Genomic DNA, 22,741 nt, shown 5'->3' with positions numbered 1-22,741 from the left:
CTCCGGAATGCTGTGGATAAGACGGTTTGATGCAGGACAAAGCAGGCTAAGCTGCAATGCGCTTTGACATTGTGACGGCCCAAAACCACAATTGACACAACAACTCACATGTCATTTCATTGCCTTACTGGCAATATGGCGGGCAGCGGTCCAAAAACAGGCCGCCAATCTTACCACACGCGCCAAGACGCCTATCGATGCCACCACCCAGTAACTTCCCGCTAGCGCGCGGCTACCAGCTGCTCAATTACACCATCGTCAAGCAATTGTCGGCTGGCGGGTTCTCTATCGTCTATCTCGCGCACGACGATACCGACCAGCCGGTGGCCATCAAGGAATACCTGCCCAACGCGCTCGCCCTACGCAGCGAGGGTGAGCGGGTGATGGCCACCTCGGCCGACAACCTGGCGCTGTTCCGGCACGGCATGAAGTGCTTTTTCGAGGAAGGCAAGACCCTGGCGCAGATACGCCACCCCAATATCGTCAAGGTGGTGAATTTCTTCCGCGCCAACGAGACCGTGTACATGGTCATGGAATACGAGCGGGGCAGGACGCTGCAGAAAGAAATCCAGCTGACCGAAGGCGGCGTGAAGGAGAACATGATCCTCTACGTCTTCGCCCACCTGCTCAACGGCTTGCGCGAAGTGCACCTGCACAAGATGCTGCACCTCGATATCAAGCCGGCGAACATCTACATACGGCGCGACGGCAGCCCGGTGCTGCTGGACTTCGGTTCTGCCCGCGAGGCGCTGAACCAGTCGGCGCTGAGCAAGTTCACTCCCATGTACACCCCAGGCTTTGCCTCGCCCGAGCAATATGCCGATCGCGAGAAGCTGGGGCCCTGGAGTGACATCTACAGCGTGGGGGCCAGCATATTTGCCTGCATGAGCGGACTGGCGCCGCAGGCGGCCGACCAGCGTGCCAAGGAAGACAAATACCAGTCGGTCAAGAAAATGTGGGCTGGCCGTTATTCGGCCAGCTTGTTGGAACTGGTTGACTGGTGCCTGGAACTGGACCCGTTGGCCCGTCCGCAAAGCGTACGCGACGTACAAAAAGCCTTGGTTGAAACGGCCAGTGAGCCGCAACCAAAACCAGGCAAGGGCCTGCTGGCCGGCCTGAAAGGCAACCTGGCGCGGTTGACCCGCCTAGGCAGCAGCAAAGGAGAACAAAAATGAAATTCACGATATTCCAGGAAACCCGCCGGGGGGCGCGCCAGTACAACCAGGACCGCATGTGCTATTCCTACAGCCGCGATTCGCTGCTGATGGTGGTAGCCGACGGAATGGGCGGTCATTTGCATGGCGAAGTGGCAGCGCAGATCACGGTCGAACTGATGGCCGAGCTGTTCCAGAAGAAAGCCAAGCCCACCATCCAGAACCCACACCAATTCATTGCAGATGGCTGCATGAAGTGCCATGACGCCATCTTCAACTATGCCGCCAACCACAGCCTGTTGGAGACGCCCCGCACCACCGTGGTGGCCGCCATCATCCAGGATGGCATGCTGTACTGGGCCCATGTGGGTGACTCCCGCCTATACCTGATACGCAACAGCCAGGTCGCCGCCCGCACGCGCGATCACTCCAAGGTACAGCAGATGGTGGACATGGGCCGTATCACAGCCGAGGAAGCCGAACGCCACCCGGAGAAGAACAAGATCTACAACTGCCTGGGCTCGATGTTCCCGCCCGAGGTGGAGATTGGCGGCAAAGTACCGCTGGTCGACGGCGACACCGTGCTGCTCTGCACCGACGGCCTGTGGGGCTGCGTCACCCAGGGCGAGCTGGAGCAGATGATGACCGGCTACCCGGTGCTGTATGCCCTGCCCCAGTTGCTGGACCGGGCCGAGGCCCGTGGCGGCATACATGGCGACAACCTGACCGGCGTTGCCATCAACTGGCACGAAGAGGACGACCACGCCACGGCCGACAGCCTGTCAACCAAGAAGCTGTCCGATGGCGAAGTGACCACCCGGCTCAATACCCTGGCATCCGACAAGGCCTTGAAGGAAAACAAGGAAGTCACCGAGGCCGACATCGAAGCCGCCATCAACGAAATACAGGCCGCCATCAACAAGTACTCCCGCTAGGGCAGATCGATCCCGACCGGGCAGACGGTTAGCGCCAGGGAAACCCCTGGTGCTAGTCCGTACCCCCCATCACCGAAGCAAGAGCCTGCTTAAGGTCTTTGCGCCTCACGCCGGCGCCACCACCAGCCCATGCCCAGCCCCAGCGCTGCCAGCAGCAATGCCGCCGTATTGCCCCACAACAGGTAAGGCGTGTTGCCCTGCATACCTTGCACCATGGCGTAGAGCGTACCCTCGATCCGCTCGGGCAACCGTGCTTGGTAATGGCCATCTGGTGTAATGGCCGCCGTGGTGCCGCTATTGGTGGCCCGCAACATTGGCCGCCCTGTCTCCAGCGCCCGTGCCTGCGATATCTGCCCATGCTGTGCCAACGCCACCGAGCCATCGAACCAGGCCAGATTGGAGAGATTCAGCAGGATGGTGGCCTGGCGGGCATTGGGCAGCAATTCCTCGCCAAATACGTCTTCGTAGCAGATATGCGCGGCTATCCGCTGGTCGCGCACCTTTAGCGGTGCCTGCTGCGGGCCGCCCGAACTGAAATCGGCCAGTGGCATGTTCAACAGATTGTCGTAGACCCAGGCCAGTAGCGGCCGCATGGGTACATATTCGCCAAACGGCACCAGATGGGCCTTGTAGTTGGCAGGCCGCTCCGGGTCGCTCAGCAACACGGCGCCGTTGTAGTAACGCTGGCTGCGCACATCCAGCCGCGGTACGCCGCCTATCAAGGCCGCCTGCTGGGCCGCCACATGGGCCAGCATGCCATCCAGCACCTCCGGGAAATAGCCGTCCATATCGTGCAGAAAGATAGGAAAGGCGGTTTCCGGCATCACGATCAGATCGGCCTTGGCCTTGCCAACAAGCTGGTAATAGGTGTCGAGGTTGTAGGCCAGATCCTCGGCGCCCCATTTGCGGTTCTGCGGAATGGCACCTTGCAGCAGCGCCACCTTGAGCGGCTTGCCACTGGGCTCGGTCCATGCCACCTGCTTGAGGCCATAGCCCAGGCCACCCAGCAACAGCACTCCGGCCAGCGCCAGACCATCGACCCGATCAAAACGCCTACCCATCAACCAGGCGGCAATGCCGCCCACCAGGGCAATCAGGCCACTGACGCCATAGATACCAATCAAGGGGGCGTAGCCTGCCAGCGGGCCATCGGGTATTTGGCTGTAACCAACGGCCGCCCAGGGAAAGCCAGTGAACACCCAGCCGCGCAGCCATTCGGCCAGCAGCCATAGGGCCGGCAGCAGGCACAGCAGCAGGGCGGCGCGGGATTGCCCGGCCAGCCGCTTGCCGGCCCAAGCCGTCAGGGCGGGGTACAGGGCCAGAAAGGCGGCCAACAGCAAGACCGCCAGCGCCGCCAACGGCGCGGGCATGCCGCCATAGGTATGCAGGCTGATGAAGATCCAATGTATGGTGCCGGTGAAATAGCCCAGACCCCAGGCCCAGCCTATATAGGCCGCTCGCCTGGGCGTGGGCGCAACGTCGATCAGGCCAAACAGCAGGGCCAGCGACAACGGCAGCAAGGGCCAGAACGAGAACGGCGCAAAGCCGAACACGGCAATGCCGCCTATCAGGGCAGGCGGCAGCGCCCGGCCAAGCAGCCGGGCGGCGGTGGTGAGGCGGCTCACGTCTCGTCCGAGGCGGCTTCGCGCTCGACCAGCAAGGAATAAACACGGCGGCTGTCGGCACGTATCACACGGAAGTGATAGCCCTCGATACTGATGGCGTCGCCCCGCTTGGGCACCCGGCCAAACTCGGTCACCACCAGGCCACCGACGGTGTCGATGCCATCGGGTTGGTAAGCGCTGCCCAGGGCGATATTGAGGTCGCCCACCAGGGTAGTCGCCTTGACCCGCCAGCGCCCCTGCTTGTCCGGGCGGATATTGTCCTCGGTCTCATCGAAATCGTACTCGTCTTCAATATCGCCAACGATCTGCTCGACCACGTCCTCTATGGTGACCAGACCCGCCACGCCACCATACTCGTCCACCACAATGGCCATATGGTTGCGGTTGGCACGGAACTCCTTGAGCAGCACATTGAGACGCTTGGATTCAGGTATGAACACGGCCGGCCGCAGCATGGGCCGCAGGGCAAACTGCTGGCTCACGTAATAGCGCAGCAGATCCTTGGCCAGCAGTATGCCGACGATATTGTCCTTGCTGCCCTCGTACACCGGGAAACGCGAGTGGGCCGTATCGATGACGTAGGGTATGAAATCCTCGGGCGGGGTGGCGATATCGATCGCATCCATCTGCGAGCGGGGCACCATCACATCGCGCACCTGCAGGTCACCTACCTGCAGCACGCCCTCTATCATCTCGAGTGCGTCGGCATCGAGCAGATGGCGTTCGAACGCCGAATGCAGTAGCTCCACCAGTTCCTGCCGGTCTTCCGGCTCACGCAGGAGGAAGGCGGTCAGGCGCTCCAGCCAGTTGGGTTTATGGTCGTTATTCGGCTTGGGCGATCGACTAGAGGGTAAGTCCATGAGGCAATAGGAAAAATGACAATGGGGGGATTATAGCCGGCTCTGCCGGCTGTGTTCTTACATTACGGTTTCGTAGAATTCAATAGGCAAGCCGTCAGGATCACGGCAAAAGGTGTAGCGGGCGCCCGTATATTCGTCCACCCGCAGCGGCTCGCAGGCTATCCCGAACTGTGCCAGCCGCTGCAGCAGGGGCGCCATTGCCGTCACCCGCAATGCCAGGTGGCGCAAGCCTTGCGCCTCGGGTTGGCTGGCGCGGGGCGGCGCCGCCGGGAAAGTGAACAACTCCAGCTGACCGCCATCGGGCAACTGCACATCCACCTTCCAGGAATCACGCGCTGCACGATAATGCGCCGCCATCTCGCGGCCACCCAGCACCTCGCAATAGAAGCGCCGCGCCGCTGCCAGATCGGTCACGATGATGGCAACGTGGTGCAGGCCGACTATCATATCGCCACGCTCTCAGGCAGAGTCATGCATAGCAACTCGGCCTTGCCATGCGTACTGCAGGCACGTGCAAAGTCCAACACCTCGTTTTCGTCCTCACCCGGGTGGCTGGAGGTGAGCGCGAACAATTCGACATCACGGCCTGTCTCTATCATCACCCAATCCAGTGCTTCTTCCCAGGCGGCACAATCAATGCCATGGAAGCAGCACAAGGCAGGGAGCCGATCCGCCAGCAGGCGTAAGGCAGGCTCGTACGCCACCGTATACGGGCAAAGCGTGCGGATCACGACGGCAAGCGAGGCCACCTCAGCCTCGCCCTCACGCCTCGTCCGGCGCACCCTTCTCGCTCAGATAGGGATCGGGATAGCCCAGGCTTTGCAGGATGGCAGTTTCCAGGGCCTCCATGGCCTCGGCCTCCACCTCGTCCATATGGTCATAGCCCTGCAGATGCAGCACGCCATGCACCACCAAATGGGCCCAGTGCGCCTCCAGGGTCTTGCCCTGCTCCAGTGCCTCGCGCTCGACCACCGGTGCGCACAGCACCAGGTCGCCCATCATGATGTCATCCATGCCCGGCATGGCTTCGCCCTCATTGAAGGCAAAGCTCAGCACATTAGTCGCATAGTCCTTGCTGCGATAGTCGCGGTTCAGCGCACGGCCTTCGGCTTCGTCCACCACCCGCAGGGTCAGCGAGGCATCGAGGCCAGCCTCCAGCGCGGCGGCAGCCCAGAGGCGCAGCAGCTTCTTGCCGGGCGTGCCCTTGGGGCGCACACCATACTGCACTGCCAGGTCCAGCGAGCCCTCGCGGTCCGCACCCAGCACCGACAGGTCAACCGGGTCGCGCTCAACTTCGATACGCACGGCATTGGCCGCACCCGGGCGCAGCACCAGCCGCGCCGGCGCATGATCCTCGGCCGGCGTGCCGATCAGCAGTCCGTCCTGCTCATCGAGCAGCACCTGCAGCTCGCTGCCGTCGGCCAGCACTATGCGCAACGCCTCAGCCTTGACCCGCTTTTGCTTGCCATCGGCATCGACAGCATAGACTTCTGGCTTACTCATCGTTCTTTTCCTTGGCGCGATCGCGCTTTTCATAGGCATCGACTATCTTTTGCACCAATGGGTGCCGCACCACATCGTCGCTCTTGAAGTAGTGCAGGGCAATGCCGCGCACATTCTGCAGCACGTGCTGGGCGTCGATCAGGCCGGACTTCTGGTGGCGCTGCAGATCGATCTGCGTTACGTCGCCGGTGACCACGGCCTTGGAACCAAAGCCGATACGGGTCAGAAACATCTTCATCTGCTCGGGCGTGGTGTTCTGCGCTTCGTCCAGGATGATGAAGGCGTGATTGAGGGTACGGCCACGCATAAAGGCCAGCGGCGCTACCTCGATGATGCCGCGCTCGAACAGCTTGGTGACCTTGTCAAACCCCATCAGGTCGTAGAGCGCGTCGTAAAGCGGGCGCAGATAGGGATCGACCTTCTGCACCAGGTCGCCCGGCAGGAACCCCAGCCGCTCACCGGCCTCCACCGCCGGCCGTACCAGTACCAGCCGCTTGACCAGGTCGCGCTCCAGCGCATCGACCGCGCTGGCAACGGCCAGATAGGTCTTGCCGGTACCGGCAGGGCCGATACCGAAAGTGATATCGTGTTCCTGTATGGCCTTGAGGTAGTGATTCTGCCTGGGCGTACGGCCACGCAGATCGGCGCGCTTGGTCAGCAGCACCGGCATGCCATCTTCACCAGCCACCAGGGCGTCTGTCGGATGCGCCACCTCGATCAAGCCCAGCTGTATCTCTTCGACATCGATGGGTCGGCGCGATATGGCATAGAAGCGCTCCAGCAACTCGGTTGCCAGCTTGGTCTGCGCCACCCGGCCGGAGATGCTGAAATGCTCGCCACGGCGGGCGATATCGACTTCCAGGCCGTTTTCTATCTGGCGCAGGTTTTCATCGAGGGCACCACACAGATTGGCCAGTCGGCCGTTGTCTACAGGTTCAAAACTGATTTCACGGGTAGCGTGACGGGTGCTCATGGCGTGAGGCGTTTCTCATGGCTGCGTTGCGGATGGCCAATGATACGGCGATAACCCATGCTTTCGTAGAAATGCATGGCCGGCTCGGCATTGGTATACAGCACCAGGCGCTTGAAATGCTGGCGGGCGTGCTGTTCGATGGCGCCGATCAGGGCATGGCCCACGCCGTGGCTACGGGCCTCGGGATGCACATACACCCGCCGCACCCGCCCCAGCGTATCGTCATCGCAGTCGCGGTTGATCCCCGCCACCCCCACCAGCCGGTCCGCCATCCAGACAGCCAGAAAGGCTTCGCCCTCCTGGTCAAAACGGTTATCGCCACAGCGCCAGTCATCGATCAGGCGGCGCAGAAAGCGGAAGCCCTCGGCCTCGCCCAGCACACAGAGTGCCTCTACGCCCTCGGGCAGATCGGCCACCGGCACAATCTGCACCGGCGCCTCGCTACCGATCTCTACGGTAGGCATCATGCGCTGACGGTCTCGCGCGTCACAATCTCGCCACGCAGGCTATGCGGCATGGCCTCGGTGATCAGCACTTCGGTGAACTGATTGATCAGGCGGGCATGGCCGGCGAAGTTGACGATGCGGTTGTTGTCGGTGCGACCCGCCAGCTCACTGGCATCCTTGCGGGCGTGGCCCTCTACCAGCACGCGCTGCACCGTGCCCACCATGCGGCGGTTCTCTTCCTGGGCGAACGCCTCGATACGGGCCTGCAGCCGCATCAGGCGCTTGACCTTGTCCTCATGGCTTACGTCATCTGGCAGATCGGCAGCCGGCGTACCAGGGCGGCGGCTGTAGATAAAGCTGAAGCTGGCGTCAAAACGGACATCCTCAATCAGCTTCATGGTGCGCTCGAAGTCCTCATCCGTCTCGCCGGGGAAGCCGACGATAAAGTCGGACGACAGGCAGATATCGGGACGTGCCTCGCGCAGCTTGCGCACGATGGCCTTGAATTCCAGGGTGGTGTAGCCGCGCTTCATGTTCACCAGTACCCGATCAGACCCAGCCTGCACCGGCAGGTGCAGATGCGATACCAGCTTGGGCAGGTTGCGGTAGCAATCGATCAGCCGCTGGGTCATTTCCTTGGGGTGGCTGGTGGTATAGCGAATGCGCTCGATACCGGGTATCTCGTGCACATATTCCAGCAGCAGCGCAAAGTCGGCGATCTCGCCGTCTTCCATCTTGCCCAGGTAGGCATTGACGTTCTGCCCCAGCAGGGTGACTTCCTTGACGCCTTGCTGGGCCAGACCCGCCACCTCGACCAGCACATCCTCGAACGGCCGGCTGACTTCCTGGCCACGGGTGTAAGGCACCACGCAGAATGAACAGAACTTGGAACAGCCTTCCATGATGGAGACAAAGGCAGTGCCGCCTTCAACCCGCGCCGGCGGCAAATGGTCGAACTTCTCGATCTCGGGGAAGGAGATATCCACTTGGGAAGTACCACTGGCGCGCCGCTGGGCAATCAGCTCAGGCAAACGGTGCAGGGTCTGCGGGCCGAATACCAGGTCCACGAAGGGCGCCCGCTTGACGATGGCCTCACCCTCCTGCGAAGCAACACAGCCGCCCACGCCTATCAGCAGATTGGGATTCTGCAGCTTGAGTTCGCGCACCCTGCCCAGGTCGGAAAACACCTTTTCCTGTGCCTTTTCGCGCACCGAGCAGGTGTTGAACAGGATGACATCGGCCTCCTCGGGATTATCGGTCTTGGTCAGACCCTCCGACGCGTTGAGCACATCCACCATCTTGTCCGAGTCGTACTCGTTCATCTGGCAGCCGAAGGTTTTGATGAAGACTTTCTTGCTCACGATAATCCGCCTTGAAATCAAGCCCTTAGTTTACGCCAATCACCACGGCGCGCGCATAAGGCAAAAGCCCGCTGCCTTACGGCAACGGGCTTTAAAAACCTGGTGGCTATGACTGGACTTGAACCAGTGACCCCAGCATTATGAGTGCTGTGCTCTAACCAGCTGAGCTACATAGCCAACGAAGAGGGCGTGATTATCCGCAGCGCCCCGCTATTCGTCAAGCGCCACGCGCAAATCTTTTCAGACGGCTATAAGCCGCCCGAGCGATCATCCCGGCCAAAGCCTGCCAGCAAGCCCGGCAGCGCCAAGTTGCGCGAGAAGGCGATAACCTTGAACAGCTCGCCCATCTCGGCCGGCCCCACCAGCTTCTGCGCCGCTGCCGCCGCCCTGAAGTAGTCCTGGCTCTGGCTGTCCATCCCGGCCATGCATTCCAGCAGGCCGGCATCCAGCAGGAATGCACCCTGGGCCGTATAACCCTCCAGCTGCCAGCCTGCCGCATCGCCAGCGCGCCAGATGGCCGAGAAATCCACATGCGTGGTGATGTCTTCCAGGCCCGGCAGATGGAACGGGTCGTCGTGGCTATGGTGACGGTAGTGGCACATCAGGGTGCCCTTGTGCCGTTGCGGGTGGTAGTACTCGCTTGCCACAAAGCCATAGTCCGGCAAGATCAAGGCACCCTGCCTGGTAGCCTCTGCCAGACTGGCCACAAAGCCACAGGCCTCAGGCTGTATCTCGGTCAGATAGCCATCCGGCAGGCCAGCGGTAGCGATATGCGCCACCACGGCGGCATCGGCCAGCGGCCTATCCTCCCAGGCCAATCCTGCGCGCCAGCACACACCGCGCTCCCACCACATGCCCCCTTGCCAGCGGACTAGCCGGCATGGCATGGCATCGAGCACCTCGTTGCCGACGATGGCGCCGACAAACGCCTGCGGCAGCGCAGTCAGCCAGCTCACCCGCGCCAGCAAGGCGGGCTCGGCGGCCAGCGTCTCGCGCTGGCGTTGCGCCAGTTCGGCCGATAATTCCAGTATCAGATAGCGCGCCGGCAACTGCCCCAGCGCAGCCAGCGCCTGCAGCATATCCAGCGCCAGCCTGCCAGAGCCCGCCCCCACCTCAAGCACATCGCCGCCGCACTGCTGTAGCACCTGGGCCACGGGCCGGGCCAGGCACTGGGCAAACAGCGGCGACAACTCCGGCGCCGTGATGAAGTCCCCGGCTGCGCCGAACTTGCGGCTACCGCCGCTGTAGTAACCCAGGCCAGGGGCGTACAGGGCCAGCCGCATATAGTCGGCAAAAGGCAGCCAGCCGCCAGCCTGGGTCAGTTCATGCTGTATCAGCTGCAGCAGGGCCTGGCTGGCGGCCTGTTGCGCAGCGCTGGGCGCGGGAAGGGAGGTCATGTGCTAGATTCGATGCCATCAGAGAACACGCAGTTTAACGAGGGTGCATCATGCAGGGCAAAGTGGCATTGGTAACCGGTGGCGCCAAGCGGGTAGGCGCCAGCATCGTACGGCGGCTGCATGGCGCCGGCTGGAACATCATGCTGCATTACCGCAGCTCCAGCACCGAGGCGCGCGCACTGGCCGCCGCACTCAACCTGCAGCGCAGCGGCAGCGTCGCACTGGCCCAGGCCGACCTGCTCAATATCGCCGGCCTGCCCACCCTTGTACAGCAGACACTGCAGCAATTCGGCAGGCTGGATGCCCTGGTCAACAATGCCTCCAGCTTCTTCCCCACCCGCGTGGGCGATATCAACGAAGACAACTGGGCCGACCTGATAGGCAGCAACGTCAAAGCCCCCCTGTTCCTGGCGCAGGCCGCCGCGCCCGAGCTGAAGAAAACCCATGGCTGCATCGTCAGCATCGCCGACATCCATATCGAGCGCCCCATGCGCGACCATGTGGTCTACACCATAGGCAAAGCCGGCCTTGCCGCCATGACACGGGCACTGGCGCGCGATCTGGCGCCCGAAGTCAGGGTCAATGCGGTGGCGCCTGGCGCCAATGTCTGGCCCGATGCGGACTCGGTGTTTGATGAGCTGCATCGCCAGCGCATCGTCGGCAGCATCCCGCTCAAGCGCGTGGGCGAACCAGACGATCTGGCCCGTACGATCCAGTTCCTGATCGAGGATGCCCCCTATATCACCGGCCAGATCATCAACGTGGACGGCGGCCGTAGCGTATACCTCTGATTTGCCAGGGTGGGCGGCCATGCTGATTTTCGTGCAAGCAGACGGCGCCAAGGCAAAAAACCCTGTAAAATCACGCCCTTTCGCATTTCAGGGTGGCCAATATGGACGCCGTAGTACAGAAGCCGGCACTGACCGACGCCGAGCAAAAAGCCAAATACAACTTCGACAAGCTGGCCAAGCGCCTGCGCCATGGCGTGGGTGACGCCATCGACGACTTCGGCATGATAGAAGCCGGCGACCGCATCATGGTCTGCCTGTCCGGCGGCAAGGACAGCTACACCATGCTGGATATCCTGCTGAGTCTGCAAAAGAGCGCGCCGATTGATTTCGAGCTGATTGCCGTCAATCTGGATCAAAAACAGCCCGGTTTTCCCGAGCACGTGCTGCCCGCCTATCTGGACAAGCTGGGCGTGCCTTACAAGATCGTCGAGGAAGATACCTACTCCATCGTCAAGCGCGTGGTGCCCGAGGGCAAGACCACCTGCGGCCTGTGCTCGCGCCTGCGGCGCGGCATCCTGTACCGGGTTGCCGACGAACTGGGCTGTACCAAGATCGCGCTGGGCCACCATCGCGACGACATACTGGAAACCCTGTTCCTCAACATGTTCCACGGCGGCCGCCTGAAGGCCATGCCGCCCAAGCTGGTGAGCGACGATGGCCGCCATATGGTGATACGCCCGCTGGCCTACTGCCGCGAGAAGGACATCGAACGCTACGCCGAACTGCGCGCCTTCCCCATCATTCCCTGCAATCTGTGCGGCTCGCAGACCAATCTGCAGCGCGTGGTGGTGGGCGATATGCTGCGCGACTGGGACAAGCGCTTTCCCGGCAGGCTGGAGAGCATGTTCCGCTCCCTGCAGCATGTCGTGCCTTCGCACCTAGCCGACCCCCAGCGCTTCGACTTCAAGGGACTCAAGACGCAGGACACCCCTTTCGAAGATGGCGATACCGCCTTCGATGCACTGGAATTGCCGCCGCAGCCGCCCGAGGGCAGCTTACGCGGCATCAGCATCATGGATAGCCGCGACAAGCTGGAAGGGTGTCATTGATGCGGCGCTTCGGTAAGCGCGTGCACAAATCGCCGCACGAGGAGGTCGTGGTCGACGTCAGCGAGAAGGACGGCATACGATCGCTGCACCTGGGCTCGGAGGCCATCCAGAGCTCCATGCGGGTGCGCGACCCCTATGAGCTGGTGCTGGGCTACAGCCGCTGCATGTTCTCCTTCCTGCTGTTCCGCGAGCCACCGCGCAATATGCTGATGGTGGGCCTGGGCGGGGGCTCCATCGCCAAGTTCGCCTACAAGCACCTGCCCGAGACCCGCATCGTCGTGGTCGAACTATTGCCCCAGATCGTAAGCGTCGCCCGCTCCATGTTCTTCCTGCCGCCGGACGATGAACGGCTGCAGGTCATCGTCGGCGACGGTGCAGACCATATCGAAAACATGGTCAATCCGGTGGATGTGATCATGCTGGACGCCTACGGCGCCACCGGCATCGCCGAACCGCTGTCCACCGAGGACTTCTTTGGCCGTTGCCGCGATCACCTGACGGCAGAGGGCGTGCTGATGGTCAATCTGTGGGGTTCGGACTCGCGCTTCAATGCCTATGTGGACAGGCTCAGCCGTGCATTTGATGGCCTGGTGCTGTGCCTGCCCGCCCGCCAGCGCGGCAATGTCACCGCGCTGTGCTTCAAGCGGGGCTGCAACAGCCCAACCTGGTCGGCGCTGACCGAGAAGGCGCTGGAGCTGGAGCAACGCTACCCGCTGGAGTTCGCCGAGTTCGCCAGCGACCTGAGCCGCATGAATGTGCACAACGACCGTCGGCTATTGATATAGCAGGAATTTTTCCAGCCAGGCGCAAGCCCCCGCCAACTTGCTGCAAAGCAGCATCAGCCTTTGCTTTCCATCACCGTGCCGATGTGAAAAAATCAAGACAACTTAACGATTTCCTACGGTGATATCCATGCTCGATCGAGACGGTTATCGCCCCAACGTTGGCATCATTATCTGCAACGACAAAAACCAGGTTTTTTGGGGCAAACGTGTTCGCGAACATTCCTGGCAGTTCCCGCAGGGCGGCATCAAGTCGGGCGAAACGCCCGAACAGGCCATGTTTCGTGAGCTGATGGAAGAAACCGGGCTCAAGCCCGAACATGTCCGCATCCTGGGGCGCACCCGGGACTGGCTGCGCTATGACGTGCCCACCCATTGGGTGCGGCGGGAGTGGCGCGGCACCTATCGCGGCCAGAAGCAGATCTGGTTTCTGCTGCGGCTGGTCGGCCGTGAGTGCGATGTCTGCCTGCGGGCTTCGCACCACCCGGAGTTTGATGCCTGGCGCTGGAATGAATACTGGGCGCCGCTGGAGGCCGTGATCGAGTTCAAGCGCGGCGTCTACGAGCAGGCACTGTCTGAACTGGCACGTTTCCTGACACCCAATCCTCGCCAAAAAACACTTCCACGACAACAAGAAGCACCACGCTGACTATACTCCTCGCTGAAACGCATCTCGGCAGCTAGTATTCAGCTGCCGTTAGGCTTACACGGATTATATTGGCCCTTTGAATGCAATCGTGGTCTTGGTTGCGCCGCACAATAACGGTAGCATTGGCAGATGCGACAACAAATACTCGTTACCGGGGGAGCCGGCTACATAGGCAGTCATACCTGTGTGGAACTGCTAGCTGCAGGCTACGACCTGGTCGTCGTCGATAATTTCTCCAACAGCAAACCGGCTGTGCTGGATCGCGTTGCCGCCATTGCCGGCCGCGCGATGGTCTGGCACGAGGGCGATCTACGTGATCGTGGCTTGCTCCAGCGCCTTTTCGACAAACACCCGTTCGCGGGTGTGTTGCATTGCGCCGGCGTCAAATCCATCTCCGAAGCCCAGCAGTTCCCCCTCAAGTACTACCAGCATAATCTCGAAGCCAGCCTGACCCTGCTCGACGTCATGGCGCGGCACAATGTACGCCGGCTGGTATTCAGCTCCTCAGCGACCGTCTATGGCGAGGCCGCCCGCGTGCCTTACCGCGAAGAAGCACCGGTGGCGCCCAACACCGTCTACGGTCGCAGCAAGGCCATGGTGGAGGGCATATTGCACGACCTGGTGCAGGCCGACCCCAGCTGGCGGATCGCCATACTGCGCTATTTCAATCCGGTGGGCGCCCACCCATCCGGCCTGATAGGCGAGGACCCCAGCGGCGCCGTCAACAACCTGATGCCCCACCTGTGCCAGGTTGCTGTTGGCCGTCAGGACGAGCTGTCCATCTTCGGCCATGACTACCCCACGCCCGACGGCACCGGCGTACGCGACTACCTGCATGTGTGTGATATGGCCGAGGGCCACGTCAAGGCACTGCAGCACACCGCCGGCGAAAGCGGCCTGCTGACCCTGAACCTGGGCATGGGCCGCGGCCACAGCGTGCTGGAAGTCATACGTGCTTTCGAACAGGCCTGCGGCCAACGCATACCTTCGCGCTTCGTGGCACGCCGCCAGGGCGACCTGGCCAGCTACTATGCCGACCCCAGCCGGGCGGCCGATATACTGGGTTGGCGCGCCAAGCGCGACCTGCTGGAAATGTGTGCCGACGCCTGGCGTTGGCAATCGCAAAACCCGAACGGCTACTGAGCCGCCCTGCTCCACACCCGCCGGCCCATTCGTTGCTCCCGTACAACAGGCTGCCGGGGTAGGCAGGCCCGCCCAGCGCTGCCGCCTTATTTTTTCGGAGTGCATCTTGATTCTTGTTACCGGCGGCGCGGGTTTTATCGGCGCCAACTTTGTTCTGGAGTGGCTCAAGCAGGGCAACGAGCCTGTCATCAACCTTGACAAGCTGACTTACGCTGGCAACCGCGACAATCTGCAAGCCCTCGCCAACGATGATCGCCACTGCCTGGTGCAGGGCGATATCGGCGACAGCGCCCTGCTGGCTCAGCTGCTGAGCCAGCATCAGCCGCGCGCCATCATCAATTTTGCGGCGGAATCGCATGTAGACCGCTCCATACACGGCCCGGCCGATTTCATCGAGACCAATGTGCTGGGTACATTCCGCCTGCTGGAGGCCACGCGCGCCTACTGGCAAGGCCTAGCGGCAGAGGCCAAGGCTGACTTCCGCTTTCTGCATGTCTCCACCGACGAAGTCTACGGCTCGCTGGAGCGTGAAGACCCCGCTTTTGCCGAAACCCACCAGTACCAGCCCAACAGCCCCTACTCCGCCTCCAAAGCGGCATCCGATCACCTGGTACGGGCCTGGCACCATACCTATGGCCTGCCGGTGCTGACCACCAACTGCTCCAACAACTACGGCCCCTATCAGTTTCCGGAGAAGCTGATACCGCTGATGATTACCCACGCACTGGCCGGCAAGGCCCTACCCATCTACGGCGACGGCCAGAATGTGCGTGACTGGCTCTATGTGGGGGACCACTGCGCCGCCATACGTCAGGTACTGGGCCGCGGCCGCCTGGGCGAGACCTACAATATCGGCGGTTGGAACGAGAAGCCCAACATCGAGATCGTCCACCTGATCTGCGACCTGCTGGACCAGGCCCGGCCGCGCCAGGATGGCCGCTCCTACCGCGAGCAGATCAGCTATGTGGCCGACCGCCCCGGTCATGATCGCCGCTACGCCATCGATGCCCGCAAGGTGGAACGCGAGTTGGGCTGGCGCCCCAGCGAGACCTTCGAGACCGGCATACGCAAGACCATAGACTGGTATCTGGCCCATCCTGACTGGCTAGCCCGCATTGCCAATGGCAGCTATCGTGCCGCGACCACAGAAAGCGTACTCGCATGAAGGGCATCATCCTGGCCGGTGGCTCCGGCACCCGCCTCTACCCCGCCACGCTGGCCGTCAGCAAACAACTGCTGCCGGTGTACGACAAACCCATGGTCTATTACCCCCTGACCACCCTGATGCTGGCGGGGATTCGCGACATCCTGCTGATCTCCACCCCGCAGGATACGCCGCGCTTCCAACAGTTGCTGGGCGATGGCTCGCAATGGGGCATACGGCTGCAGTACAAGGTGCAGCCCAGCCCCGATGGGCTGGCGCAGGCCTTTATCCTGGGCGAGGAGTTCATCGCCGGCGACAGCGTTGCCCTGGTGCTGGGCGACAACATCTTCTACGGCCATGATTTCCAGTCCCTGCTGACCAATGCCGCCCAGCGCGGCGAGGGCGCCACGGTATTTGCCTATGCGGTGACCGACCCGGAGCGTTATGGCGTGGTGGAGTTCAATGCACAGGGCCAGGCCGTCAGCCTGGAGGAAAAGCCCAAACAGCCCAAATCGCGCTATGCGGTGACCGGCCTGTATTTCTATGACCATCGCGTGGTGGAGGTTGCCAAATCCATCCAGCCCTCGGCACGGGGCGAGCTGGAGATTACCGACGTCAACGCCCGCTACCTGGAATGGAATGCGCTGAACGTGGAGATCATGGGCCGGGGCTATGCCTGGCTGGATACCGGCACCCATGAATCCATGCTGGAGGCCTCGCTGTTCATCCAGACCCTGGAAAAGCGCCAAGGCCAGAAGATCGCCAGTCCGGAGGAGGTCGCCTTCCGCCAGGGCTATATCGACGCTGCAGCCCTGCAACGGCTGGCCCAGCCCATGGCCAAGAATGCTTACGGCCAGTACCTGTTGAGCCTGCTGGCCGATGACAGGCCATTCCGCTGATGACAGCACCATGCGGCTAGGCCTGCTGGTTCCCACACTGGATGCAGGCCCCCGCTGGGTCGAATGGCTGGCCGCCCTGGCCAGCCAGACCCGACAACCAGACCGCACCCTGGTCATCGACTCCAGCTCCAGCGACCAGACCGCCGAGCTTGCCCGCGATGCCGGGCTGGAGGTGTGCAGCATCGCCCGCGCGGACTTCGATCATGGCGGCACTCGGTTGTGGGGCCTGCAACAGCTGCACGACTGCGATGTGGTGGTCTGCATGACCCAGGATGCCCTGCTGTCCTCGCCCGAAGCCCTGGCCAGGCTGCTGGCGGCATTCGAGCAGACCGATGTGGCCGCTGCCTATGGCCGGCAACTGCCTCACCATGACGCCACCCCGCTGGCAACACATGCCCGCCAGTTCAATTATCCGGCCCGCTCCCATGTGGTGAGCTACGCCGATCGGCAACAACTGGGCATCAAGACCGCTTTTTGTTCCAACTCCTTCTCAGCTTGGCGCCGCCGCGACCTGATGGCACTGGGCGGCTTCCCACAGCGCACCCTGCTGGCAGAGGACATGCTGGCCTGCGCCAGGCTGCTGCAAGCAGGATTCCGCGTCGCCTACGTGGCCGACGCCTGTGTGGCCCACTCGCACAACTACCCAGCCACAGCCGAGTTCCGCCGCTACTTTGATACCGGCGCCCTGCATGCGGGCGAACCCTGGCTGCTGCACAGCTTTGGCCAGGTAGCGGGTGAGGGTTTGCGCTATGTCAGGTCGGAGTGGCGCAGCATGCGCATGCACGGCCGGATATGGCAGTGGCGCAGCCTCAAGGCCAGCTGCATGAAGTGGCTGGGCTACCAACTGGGAAAACGCTCCCGCCGGCTACCCCGTTGGCTATGCCAGCGCCTCAGCATGCACCCACGCTGGTGGCGGACGTCCGGCCGGCCGTAGATCGGGCCATGAACTTGCGTCGTGGCCAAGCGGAAGCACAATCAAATTGCAGACGCGCCGCAGTGAGGCCCCCTCCGCGCAGCGTAGACCTCCGTCGCGGCGGCGAGGGTAAGGGTGAATAGCGGATGCGATCTGGGGACAGACTAGGGTATCAGGCAGCGCTGGCGTTTAGCGCCAGGGTGCCTTTGGGCATGCCCCATCCAAGGCCCATCCAGAACCTGTGTGCTTAACCGGCTTTCAATAAGCACCGCGCCGATTCAGCACCACCAGGCAGGTACGCAGCAGGATGGTGATATCCAGCCACAAGCTCCAGTTACGTACATAGTGGGCATCCAGCGCCACGCGCTGGGCATAGCTGGTGTCATTGCGGCCGCTTACCTGCCACAGCCCGGTAATGCCAGGCCGAACGGCCAGGTAGCTGGCCAGGGCCTCTCCATAGCGCGGCAACTCCTCGCTGACGACTGGGCGCGGCCCCACCAGGCTCATCTGCCCTCGCAACACATTCCATAGCTGTGGCAGCTCATCCAGGCTGGACTTGCGCAGGAAGGCGCCCAAGGGGGTCACACGGGGATCCTGTTTCAGCTTGAAATCCTGCTGCCATTGCCGTCGCGCCTCTGGATCGCGGGCCAGCAGCTCCGCCAATCGCTGTTCGGCATCCACATACATGGTGCGGAACTTGTAGCAATGGAAAGTCCGGCCATGGCGACCCACCCGGACATGACCAAACAGCGGCCGCCCGCCTTGCAGGCACAGCAGGCCATACAGCAGCAGCAGCACCGGAGCACACAGCAACAGCGCCAGCAGACCCAGCAGTATGTCCAGCAGGCGCTTGGTACCGCTGTTGAAGCGGCTCAACAAGGGCGACATCAGCTCAGCAACTGGCGCAGTTGCGCCGTATCGAGATGTGTCACATAGGCTTGGCTCATGGCGCGCAATAGCACGAAGCGTATACGACCGGCCTCCACCTTCTTGTCCTGCGCCATCAAGTCCAGCCAGCGCTCAAAGCCCAGCGTGGGCGCCTCCACGGGCAAGCCGGCTGCCTGTAGCAGGCGGGCGATGCGCGCCACCTCCGCCTCGTTCAATTGCCCCAGCAGGTGCGATGCCCTGGCGGCCAGCAGCATGCCCACCGCCACCGCCTCACCATGCAGCCAGGTGCCATAGCCCAGGCCCGCCTCGATGGCATGGCCAAAGGTATGGCCCAGGTTCAGCAGGGCACGTTGCCCCTCTTCCCGCTCGTCCGCCATCACAATGCGGGCCTTGTTACGGCAGGAGCGCTCGACAGCATAGGCCAGCGCCGCAGTATCACGGGCCATCAAGCGGCCCATGTTCTGTTCCAGCCAGACAAAGAACTCAGGGTCATCGATCAGGCCATATTTGATCACCTCAGCCAAACCTGCGGCGTATTCCCTGGCGGGCAGGCTATGCAAGGTAGCCAGGTCTGCCAGCACCAATCTGGGTTGGTAGAACGCGCCTATCATGTTCTTGCCCAGCGGATGGTTGATGGCAGTCTTGCCGCCCACCGATGAATCCACCTGGGCCAACAAGGTGGTCGGCACCTGGATGAAAGGTACACCGCGCTGGTAGATGGCCGCTGCAAAACCGGTCATGTCACCGATCACGCCACCGCCCAGTGCGATCAAGGTGGTCTTGCGCTCACAACGGCTGGCCAGTAACTGATCCATGATCTGGTTCAAGGTCTCCCAGGTCTTGTAGGCTTCACCGTCGGGCAGACAGATAGGCAGGACGCTCACCCCCTGTGCCTCCAGGGCGGCCTGCAAGGGTGCGAGGTAGAGCTTGGCCACGGTAACGTTGGTCACCACTGCCACCTTGGGCAAGGGCAGCAGCCGTACTATGGGGCTTACGTCTGCCAGCAGATTGCTGCCGATCAGAATGTCATAGCTGGCGTGGCCCAGATCAAGATGAACGGATGTCATGGCGTTGGGACAATTCGGTAAGTATGGATTGAGCCAGTTGCTGCACGCCCTGGCGGCCGGTATCGACAACCAGGTCGGCCAGTTCGCGGTAGATGGGATCGCGTTCGGTGTACAGCTGTTCCAGCTTGGCCCTGGGATTGGCAGTCTGCAGCAGCGGACGGTTCTTGTCCTGGCGGGTGCGCTGGTAGAGTTCCTCTACCGAAGCCCGTAGATAAATCACAAAGCCATGCTTGCGCAGACAATCGCGATTGGCCGGATTCAGCACCGCGCCACCACCGGTCGCCAGCACGATATCGCTGAGCGCCGTGAGGGCGCGTATGGTTTCCACCTCCCGCGCGCGAAAGCCCGCCTCGCCTTCGATTTCAAAGATGATGGGCACCCGCACACCGGTGCGCGCCTCTATCTCATGATCGGCGTCATAGAAGGTTTTATTGGACAGGCGCGCAAGGCTGCGACCTATGGTCGTCTTGCCTGCACCCATCAACCCCACAAGAAAAAAATTGCCCGGCAAATTCATGCCGGGCATTGTAGCGTATCAAGCTGAGATCAGCGCAGTGTCAAGGAGTCATCCAGGATGCGCGGGGTCACAAAGATCAGGAGTTCCTTCTTGCTGGTGCTCTTGAGCTTGGACTTGAACAGGTTGCCCAGGTAAGGAATATCACCCAGCAGCGGTACCTTGCTCTCGCCGTCGTTTTCCTGCATTTCGTACACACCACCCAGTACGGCGGTGTCACCACTACCTACCAGCACATTGGTCTGCACCACCTTGGTTTCCACGACAGGGAACTGGCCACCCTGGGTCAGCACGTCATTGCTCACCCTCAGCTCCATGAACACGCGGCGGTCCGGGGTAATCCGTGGGGTCACTTCCAGCTTCAGGGCCGCTTCCTTCTCCTGCGGTGCAGCGCTATCGCCCGAGCCACCCGGCACGATGATGTAGTACTTGCGGCCCTGCGAGATCGTAGCCTTCTGCTGATCGGCAGTAATCACGCGGGGGCTGGACACGGTACGACCCTTGCCCTCGGCTTCCAGCGCCTGCAGCTCCAGGCTGACCAGCATGCCTGCTGCTGCATTCAGCAAAGTCACGCCCAGCGCGCCCCCCGTCGTGGCGGACGATGGCAGGTTCACCACAGAACCCTGGCTACCTTCCGTACCCATTGTTTTCCCGTTGTTCAGGATATCAATGGCGGCATTGGAGGTATTGCTGACACCGATGCGGGTGTCACTATCCAGCGTACGGTTTGCGCGCAGCCCCAAGCGTACACCCAGCTCACGGCTGAAGGTGTCATCCGCCACCACGATACGTGCCTCGATCATCACTTGGCGCGAAGCGGTGTCCGTCTTCAGCAACAGGGCGCGGACATCGTCCAGCTTGGCAGGGATGTCGTTCACGATCAGGGTGTTGGTACGCGGCTCGACGATGGCCGTACCTTGCTTGCTCAGGAAGGGCTGCTTCTCGTTCATCAGCATATCCCGCACTTCTTCTGCCTTCTGGTAATTCAACTGGAAGGATTCGGTACGGGTGGGCTCAACCTCGGCCAGCTTCTTCTTGCTCTCGGCAATCTGGGTTTCGCGCAGGGCTATTTCGTCGCGCGGGGCCACCCACAGCACATTGCCATTCTCACGCTTGTCCAGGCCCTTGCTCTGCAGTATGAGTTCCAGCGCCTGATCCCAAGGCACGTCTTTCAGACGCAGGGTCAGGTTGCCGTTGACGGTATCGCTGGTGATGATGTTCTTGCCGGTAAATTCGGCAATCACCTGCAGTACGGTACGCACTTCTACGTTCTGGAAGTTCAGCGACAGCTTGTCGCCTTTAAACACCGGCTTATCCAGTTCAGCCAGTTTCTTCGCACGCTCGTCGATACTCTTTACTTCAACAGTAAAGCGATTCTCGGTCTGGTACGCCGAATACTCCCAGATACCGCGCGGCTCGATTACCATCTTGACCGTGTCGCCCTGGCTATAGGTATCGATGGTCTGTACAGCAGTACCAAAGTCGATCACGTCCATACGACGCTCGAACTGGCGAGGCAGTTGGGTCTTGGCAAATTCCAGCACCAGCGACTTGCCCTGCTGCTTGATATCAATACCAATGGAAGGGCTGGACAGATCGATCAGGATACGACCATCACCATTGGTGCCGCGACGGAAGTCAACACTGCGTATCGCCTCCTTGCTGGCGTTCTGGGCAGTGGAGAATTGAGCCGTGGTATTGGTGACCGCCATCGCAGCCGCCGTGGACTTGACCTTGATCTTCAGCTTGTTGCCGTCCACCTGGGTCTCGTAGGTCGCACCACGCAGCAGGCTCAACACCAGCCGTGTACGGCTACCCGATTCGGCGATGCTGATGGACTTGAGATTGCCGCTCGACACTGGCACGGACGACTTGCCCGAATCGTTGACAGTGTTATTAAAGTCAAACGCGATACGAGGCGGCGTATTCACAGCAAAACTCGCCGGCACTTGCGGCGCTTTCTGCATCACGACCGTGATTTCCTGGTGATCGGCAGACTCGGCCTGCACTTCGATAGACTTGATCGCATTGGGCTCGTTAGCATGGGCAACACCCATCAACAAGACCAGCGCAATACAACCCAGCCATCCCTGCATCCGCTTCCTAATCATTTGTTTTGCTCCGTATCATCCAACGCCAGTACGCTTGTTCTCTCAACCCAGTCGCCGCCACTGTCTTCCACAATCTCTTTCAGTGTCAGGTCTGTCTCGGTAATGGTAGTCACCATGCCAAAATTCTGGCCGATATAACTACCCAGCTTCACCCGGTACAGATTGCCGTCCGGCGTGCGGATCAAGGCATTCAGCTCCTTGCCGCGCTGCAACGTACCCACCATCCGCAACTTCTCCAGATCGTAGGCTTCCAAGGTTTCCTTGGGTCGATTCAAATTGGGTGCCAAACCACCACCACCACCCTTTTTCGCTACTTCCATCTTGTTGCGGCTGAATGGCTCAACAATATCGAATGCAGCATAAATAAAGGGCTGATAGGGCTTTACCTCAGGCAGCGGCTCAATCCGCCCCCGCAAGGTGGCACTTTCTGCATCCATCCACACCTGCAAATCCTCAAAGCGGCTGTCAGAACACGCTGTCAATAGCAAGGGCAGGAGCAGCAGGGTTGATGACTTCTTCATCGCGATCATCCTTTAA

Annotated in this window: 24 protein-coding genes and 1 tRNA gene; 10 read left to right on the top strand and 15 right to left on the bottom strand. The window is 61.5% G+C overall.

The genetic code is table 11. The annotated features are described in order from the left end of the window. Positions 1–197 precede the first annotated feature (197 nt). Together QWZ03_RS03135 and QWZ03_RS03130 are read left to right on the top strand one after the other, a co-directional pair. A complete protein-coding gene (locus tag QWZ03_RS03135) occupies positions 198–1,175 on the top strand; it encodes a serine/threonine protein kinase (protein ID WP_284196979.1) in 978 nt (325 codons plus the stop codon). Then, the gene (locus tag QWZ03_RS03130; protein WP_284196978.1) at positions 1,172–2,089 is read left to right on the top strand and encodes a PP2C family protein-serine/threonine phosphatase; all 918 of its coding nucleotides are present in this window, start codon (positions 1,172–1,174) and stop codon (positions 2,087–2,089) included. The genes QWZ03_RS03135 and QWZ03_RS03130 overlap by 4 nt, the downstream gene beginning before the upstream one ends. An 89-nt stretch (positions 2,090–2,178) precedes the next feature. Here QWZ03_RS03130 and lnt read toward each other — a convergent pair whose 3' ends face one another. The 10 genes from lnt to QWZ03_RS03080 all read right to left on the bottom strand — a co-directional run bounded on the left by lnt (position 2,179) and on the right by QWZ03_RS03080 (position 10,254). Then, positions 2,179–3,714 carry an apolipoprotein N-acyltransferase gene (gene lnt, locus QWZ03_RS03125; RefSeq protein ID WP_290331402.1) on the bottom strand — a complete coding sequence of 512 codons (1,536 nt, stop codon included), beginning with the start codon at positions 3,712–3,714 and terminating at the stop codon, positions 2,179–2,181. Further along, entirely contained in the window at positions 3,711–4,574 is an 864-nt protein-coding gene (locus tag QWZ03_RS03120) for a CorC family transporter (protein WP_284196976.1), read from the bottom strand. The genes lnt and QWZ03_RS03120 overlap by 4 nt, the downstream gene beginning before the upstream one ends. A gap of 57 nt (positions 4,575–4,631) precedes the next feature. Continuing rightward, a complete protein-coding gene (gloA2, locus tag QWZ03_RS03115) occupies positions 4,632–5,021 on the bottom strand; it encodes an SMU1112c/YaeR family gloxylase I-like metalloprotein (RefSeq protein ID WP_290331401.1) in 390 nt (129 codons plus the stop codon). Next, positions 5,018–5,323, bottom strand: coding sequence for a DUF7684 family protein (locus QWZ03_RS03110; protein WP_290331400.1), 306 nt, complete (start codon positions 5,321–5,323; stop codon positions 5,018–5,020). Before QWZ03_RS03110 ends, gloA2 begins: the two co-directional genes overlap by 4 nt. Positions 5,324–5,336: 13 nt before the next feature. Further along, positions 5,337–6,077, bottom strand: a complete 741-nt coding sequence (ybeY, locus tag QWZ03_RS20965; protein ID WP_284196973.1) for an rRNA maturation RNase YbeY — start codon at positions 6,075–6,077, stop codon at positions 5,337–5,339. Next, the gene (locus tag QWZ03_RS03100; protein ID WP_284196972.1) at positions 6,070–7,050 is read right to left on the bottom strand and encodes a PhoH family protein; all 981 of its coding nucleotides are present in this window, start codon (positions 7,048–7,050) and stop codon (positions 6,070–6,072) included. The genes ybeY and QWZ03_RS03100 overlap by 8 nt, the downstream gene beginning before the upstream one ends. Further along, a complete protein-coding gene (locus tag QWZ03_RS03095; RefSeq protein ID WP_290331399.1) occupies positions 7,047–7,517 on the bottom strand; it encodes a GNAT family N-acetyltransferase in 471 nt (156 codons plus the stop codon). Before QWZ03_RS03095 ends, QWZ03_RS03100 begins: the two co-directional genes overlap by 4 nt. Then, positions 7,514–8,857, bottom strand: coding sequence for a tRNA (N6-isopentenyl adenosine(37)-C2)-methylthiotransferase MiaB (gene miaB, locus QWZ03_RS03090; RefSeq protein ID WP_290331398.1), 1,344 nt, complete (start codon positions 8,855–8,857; stop codon positions 7,514–7,516). Before miaB ends, QWZ03_RS03095 begins: the two co-directional genes overlap by 4 nt. Positions 8,858–8,957: 100 nt before the next feature. Further along, positions 8,958–9,034: transfer RNA gene (locus QWZ03_RS03085), tRNA-Met, on the bottom strand. Positions 9,035–9,105: 71 nt separating this feature from the next. Further along, the gene (locus QWZ03_RS03080; RefSeq protein WP_290331397.1) at positions 9,106–10,254 is read right to left on the bottom strand and encodes a class I SAM-dependent methyltransferase; all 1,149 of its coding nucleotides are present in this window, start codon (positions 10,252–10,254) and stop codon (positions 9,106–9,108) included. Positions 10,255–10,304: 50 nt separating this feature from the next. Here QWZ03_RS03080 and QWZ03_RS03075 point away from each other — a divergent pair, with 50 nt between their 5' ends. From QWZ03_RS03075 to QWZ03_RS03040, 8 genes are all read left to right on the top strand, one after another. Then, complete coding sequence (locus tag QWZ03_RS03075) at positions 10,305–11,045, top strand: pteridine reductase (RefSeq protein WP_284196968.1); 741 nt, start codon at positions 10,305–10,307, stop codon at positions 11,043–11,045. Positions 11,046–11,146: 101 nt separating this feature from the next. Beyond that, positions 11,147–12,094 (top strand): tRNA 2-thiocytidine(32) synthetase TtcA, encoded by a 948-nt coding sequence (gene ttcA / locus QWZ03_RS03070; protein ID WP_290331396.1) that lies wholly within the window; start codon positions 11,147–11,149, stop codon positions 12,092–12,094. Beyond that, the gene (locus tag QWZ03_RS03065) at positions 12,094–12,879 is read left to right on the top strand and encodes a polyamine aminopropyltransferase (RefSeq protein WP_290331395.1); all 786 of its coding nucleotides are present in this window, start codon (positions 12,094–12,096) and stop codon (positions 12,877–12,879) included. The genes ttcA and QWZ03_RS03065 overlap by 1 nt, the downstream gene beginning before the upstream one ends. A 127-nt stretch (positions 12,880–13,006) precedes the next feature. Then, positions 13,007–13,525 carry an RNA pyrophosphohydrolase gene (locus QWZ03_RS03060; RefSeq protein WP_284196965.1) on the top strand — a complete coding sequence of 173 codons (519 nt, stop codon included), beginning with the start codon at positions 13,007–13,009 and terminating at the stop codon, positions 13,523–13,525. Between the two features lie 129 nt (positions 13,526–13,654). Then, positions 13,655–14,668, top strand: a complete 1,014-nt coding sequence (gene galE / locus QWZ03_RS03055) for a UDP-glucose 4-epimerase GalE (protein WP_284196964.1) — start codon at positions 13,655–13,657, stop codon at positions 14,666–14,668. Positions 14,669–14,774: 106 nt separating this feature from the next. After that, positions 14,775–15,833 carry a dTDP-glucose 4,6-dehydratase gene (gene rfbB, locus QWZ03_RS03050; protein WP_290331394.1) on the top strand — a complete coding sequence of 353 codons (1,059 nt, stop codon included), beginning with the start codon at positions 14,775–14,777 and terminating at the stop codon, positions 15,831–15,833. Then, positions 15,830–16,711, top strand: a complete 882-nt coding sequence (rfbA, locus tag QWZ03_RS03045) for a glucose-1-phosphate thymidylyltransferase RfbA (RefSeq protein ID WP_284196962.1) — start codon at positions 15,830–15,832, stop codon at positions 16,709–16,711. The genes rfbB and rfbA overlap by 4 nt, the downstream gene beginning before the upstream one ends. Continuing rightward, positions 16,692–17,645, top strand: a complete 954-nt coding sequence (locus QWZ03_RS03040) for a glycosyltransferase family 2 protein (RefSeq protein ID WP_290331393.1) — start codon at positions 16,692–16,694, stop codon at positions 17,643–17,645. The genes rfbA and QWZ03_RS03040 overlap by 20 nt, the downstream gene beginning before the upstream one ends. Positions 17,646–17,882: 237 nt before the next feature. Here the strand turns inward: QWZ03_RS03040 and QWZ03_RS03035 are convergent, their stop codons facing one another. The 5 genes from QWZ03_RS03035 to QWZ03_RS03020 are packed head-to-tail and all read right to left on the bottom strand — an operon-like array spanning position 17,883 to position 22,734. Next, positions 17,883–18,512: a sugar transferase gene (locus QWZ03_RS03035; protein WP_290331392.1), complete on the bottom strand. Its 630-nt coding sequence runs from the start codon at positions 18,510–18,512 to the stop codon at positions 17,883–17,885. Then, on the bottom strand, positions 18,512–19,579 hold the full coding sequence (aroB, locus tag QWZ03_RS03030) for a 3-dehydroquinate synthase (protein ID WP_308447506.1): 1,068 nt from the start codon (positions 19,577–19,579) through the stop codon (positions 18,512–18,514). The genes QWZ03_RS03035 and aroB overlap by 1 nt, the downstream gene beginning before the upstream one ends. Next, positions 19,560–20,105: a shikimate kinase gene (locus QWZ03_RS20880; RefSeq protein ID WP_308447505.1), complete on the bottom strand. Its 546-nt coding sequence runs from the start codon at positions 20,103–20,105 to the stop codon at positions 19,560–19,562. Before QWZ03_RS20880 ends, aroB begins: the two co-directional genes overlap by 20 nt. 20 nt (positions 20,106–20,125) lie before the next feature. Then, complete coding sequence (locus QWZ03_RS03025) at positions 20,126–22,204, bottom strand: type IV pilus secretin PilQ (RefSeq protein WP_290331391.1); 2,079 nt, start codon at positions 22,202–22,204, stop codon at positions 20,126–20,128. Beyond that, positions 22,201–22,734, bottom strand: coding sequence for a pilus assembly protein PilP (locus QWZ03_RS03020; protein ID WP_290331390.1), 534 nt, complete (start codon positions 22,732–22,734; stop codon positions 22,201–22,203). The genes QWZ03_RS03025 and QWZ03_RS03020 overlap by 4 nt, the downstream gene beginning before the upstream one ends. Positions 22,735–22,741: the final 7 nt, after the last annotated feature.

The sequence above is a fragment of the Chitinimonas viridis genome (assembly GCF_030409555.1).
GTDB classification, from domain to species: domain Bacteria; phylum Pseudomonadota; class Gammaproteobacteria; order Burkholderiales; family Chitinimonadaceae; genus Chitinimonas; species Chitinimonas viridis.
Note: the sequence above shows the minus strand (reverse complement) of the source record. Positions and strands in the feature narration are given on the sequence as shown.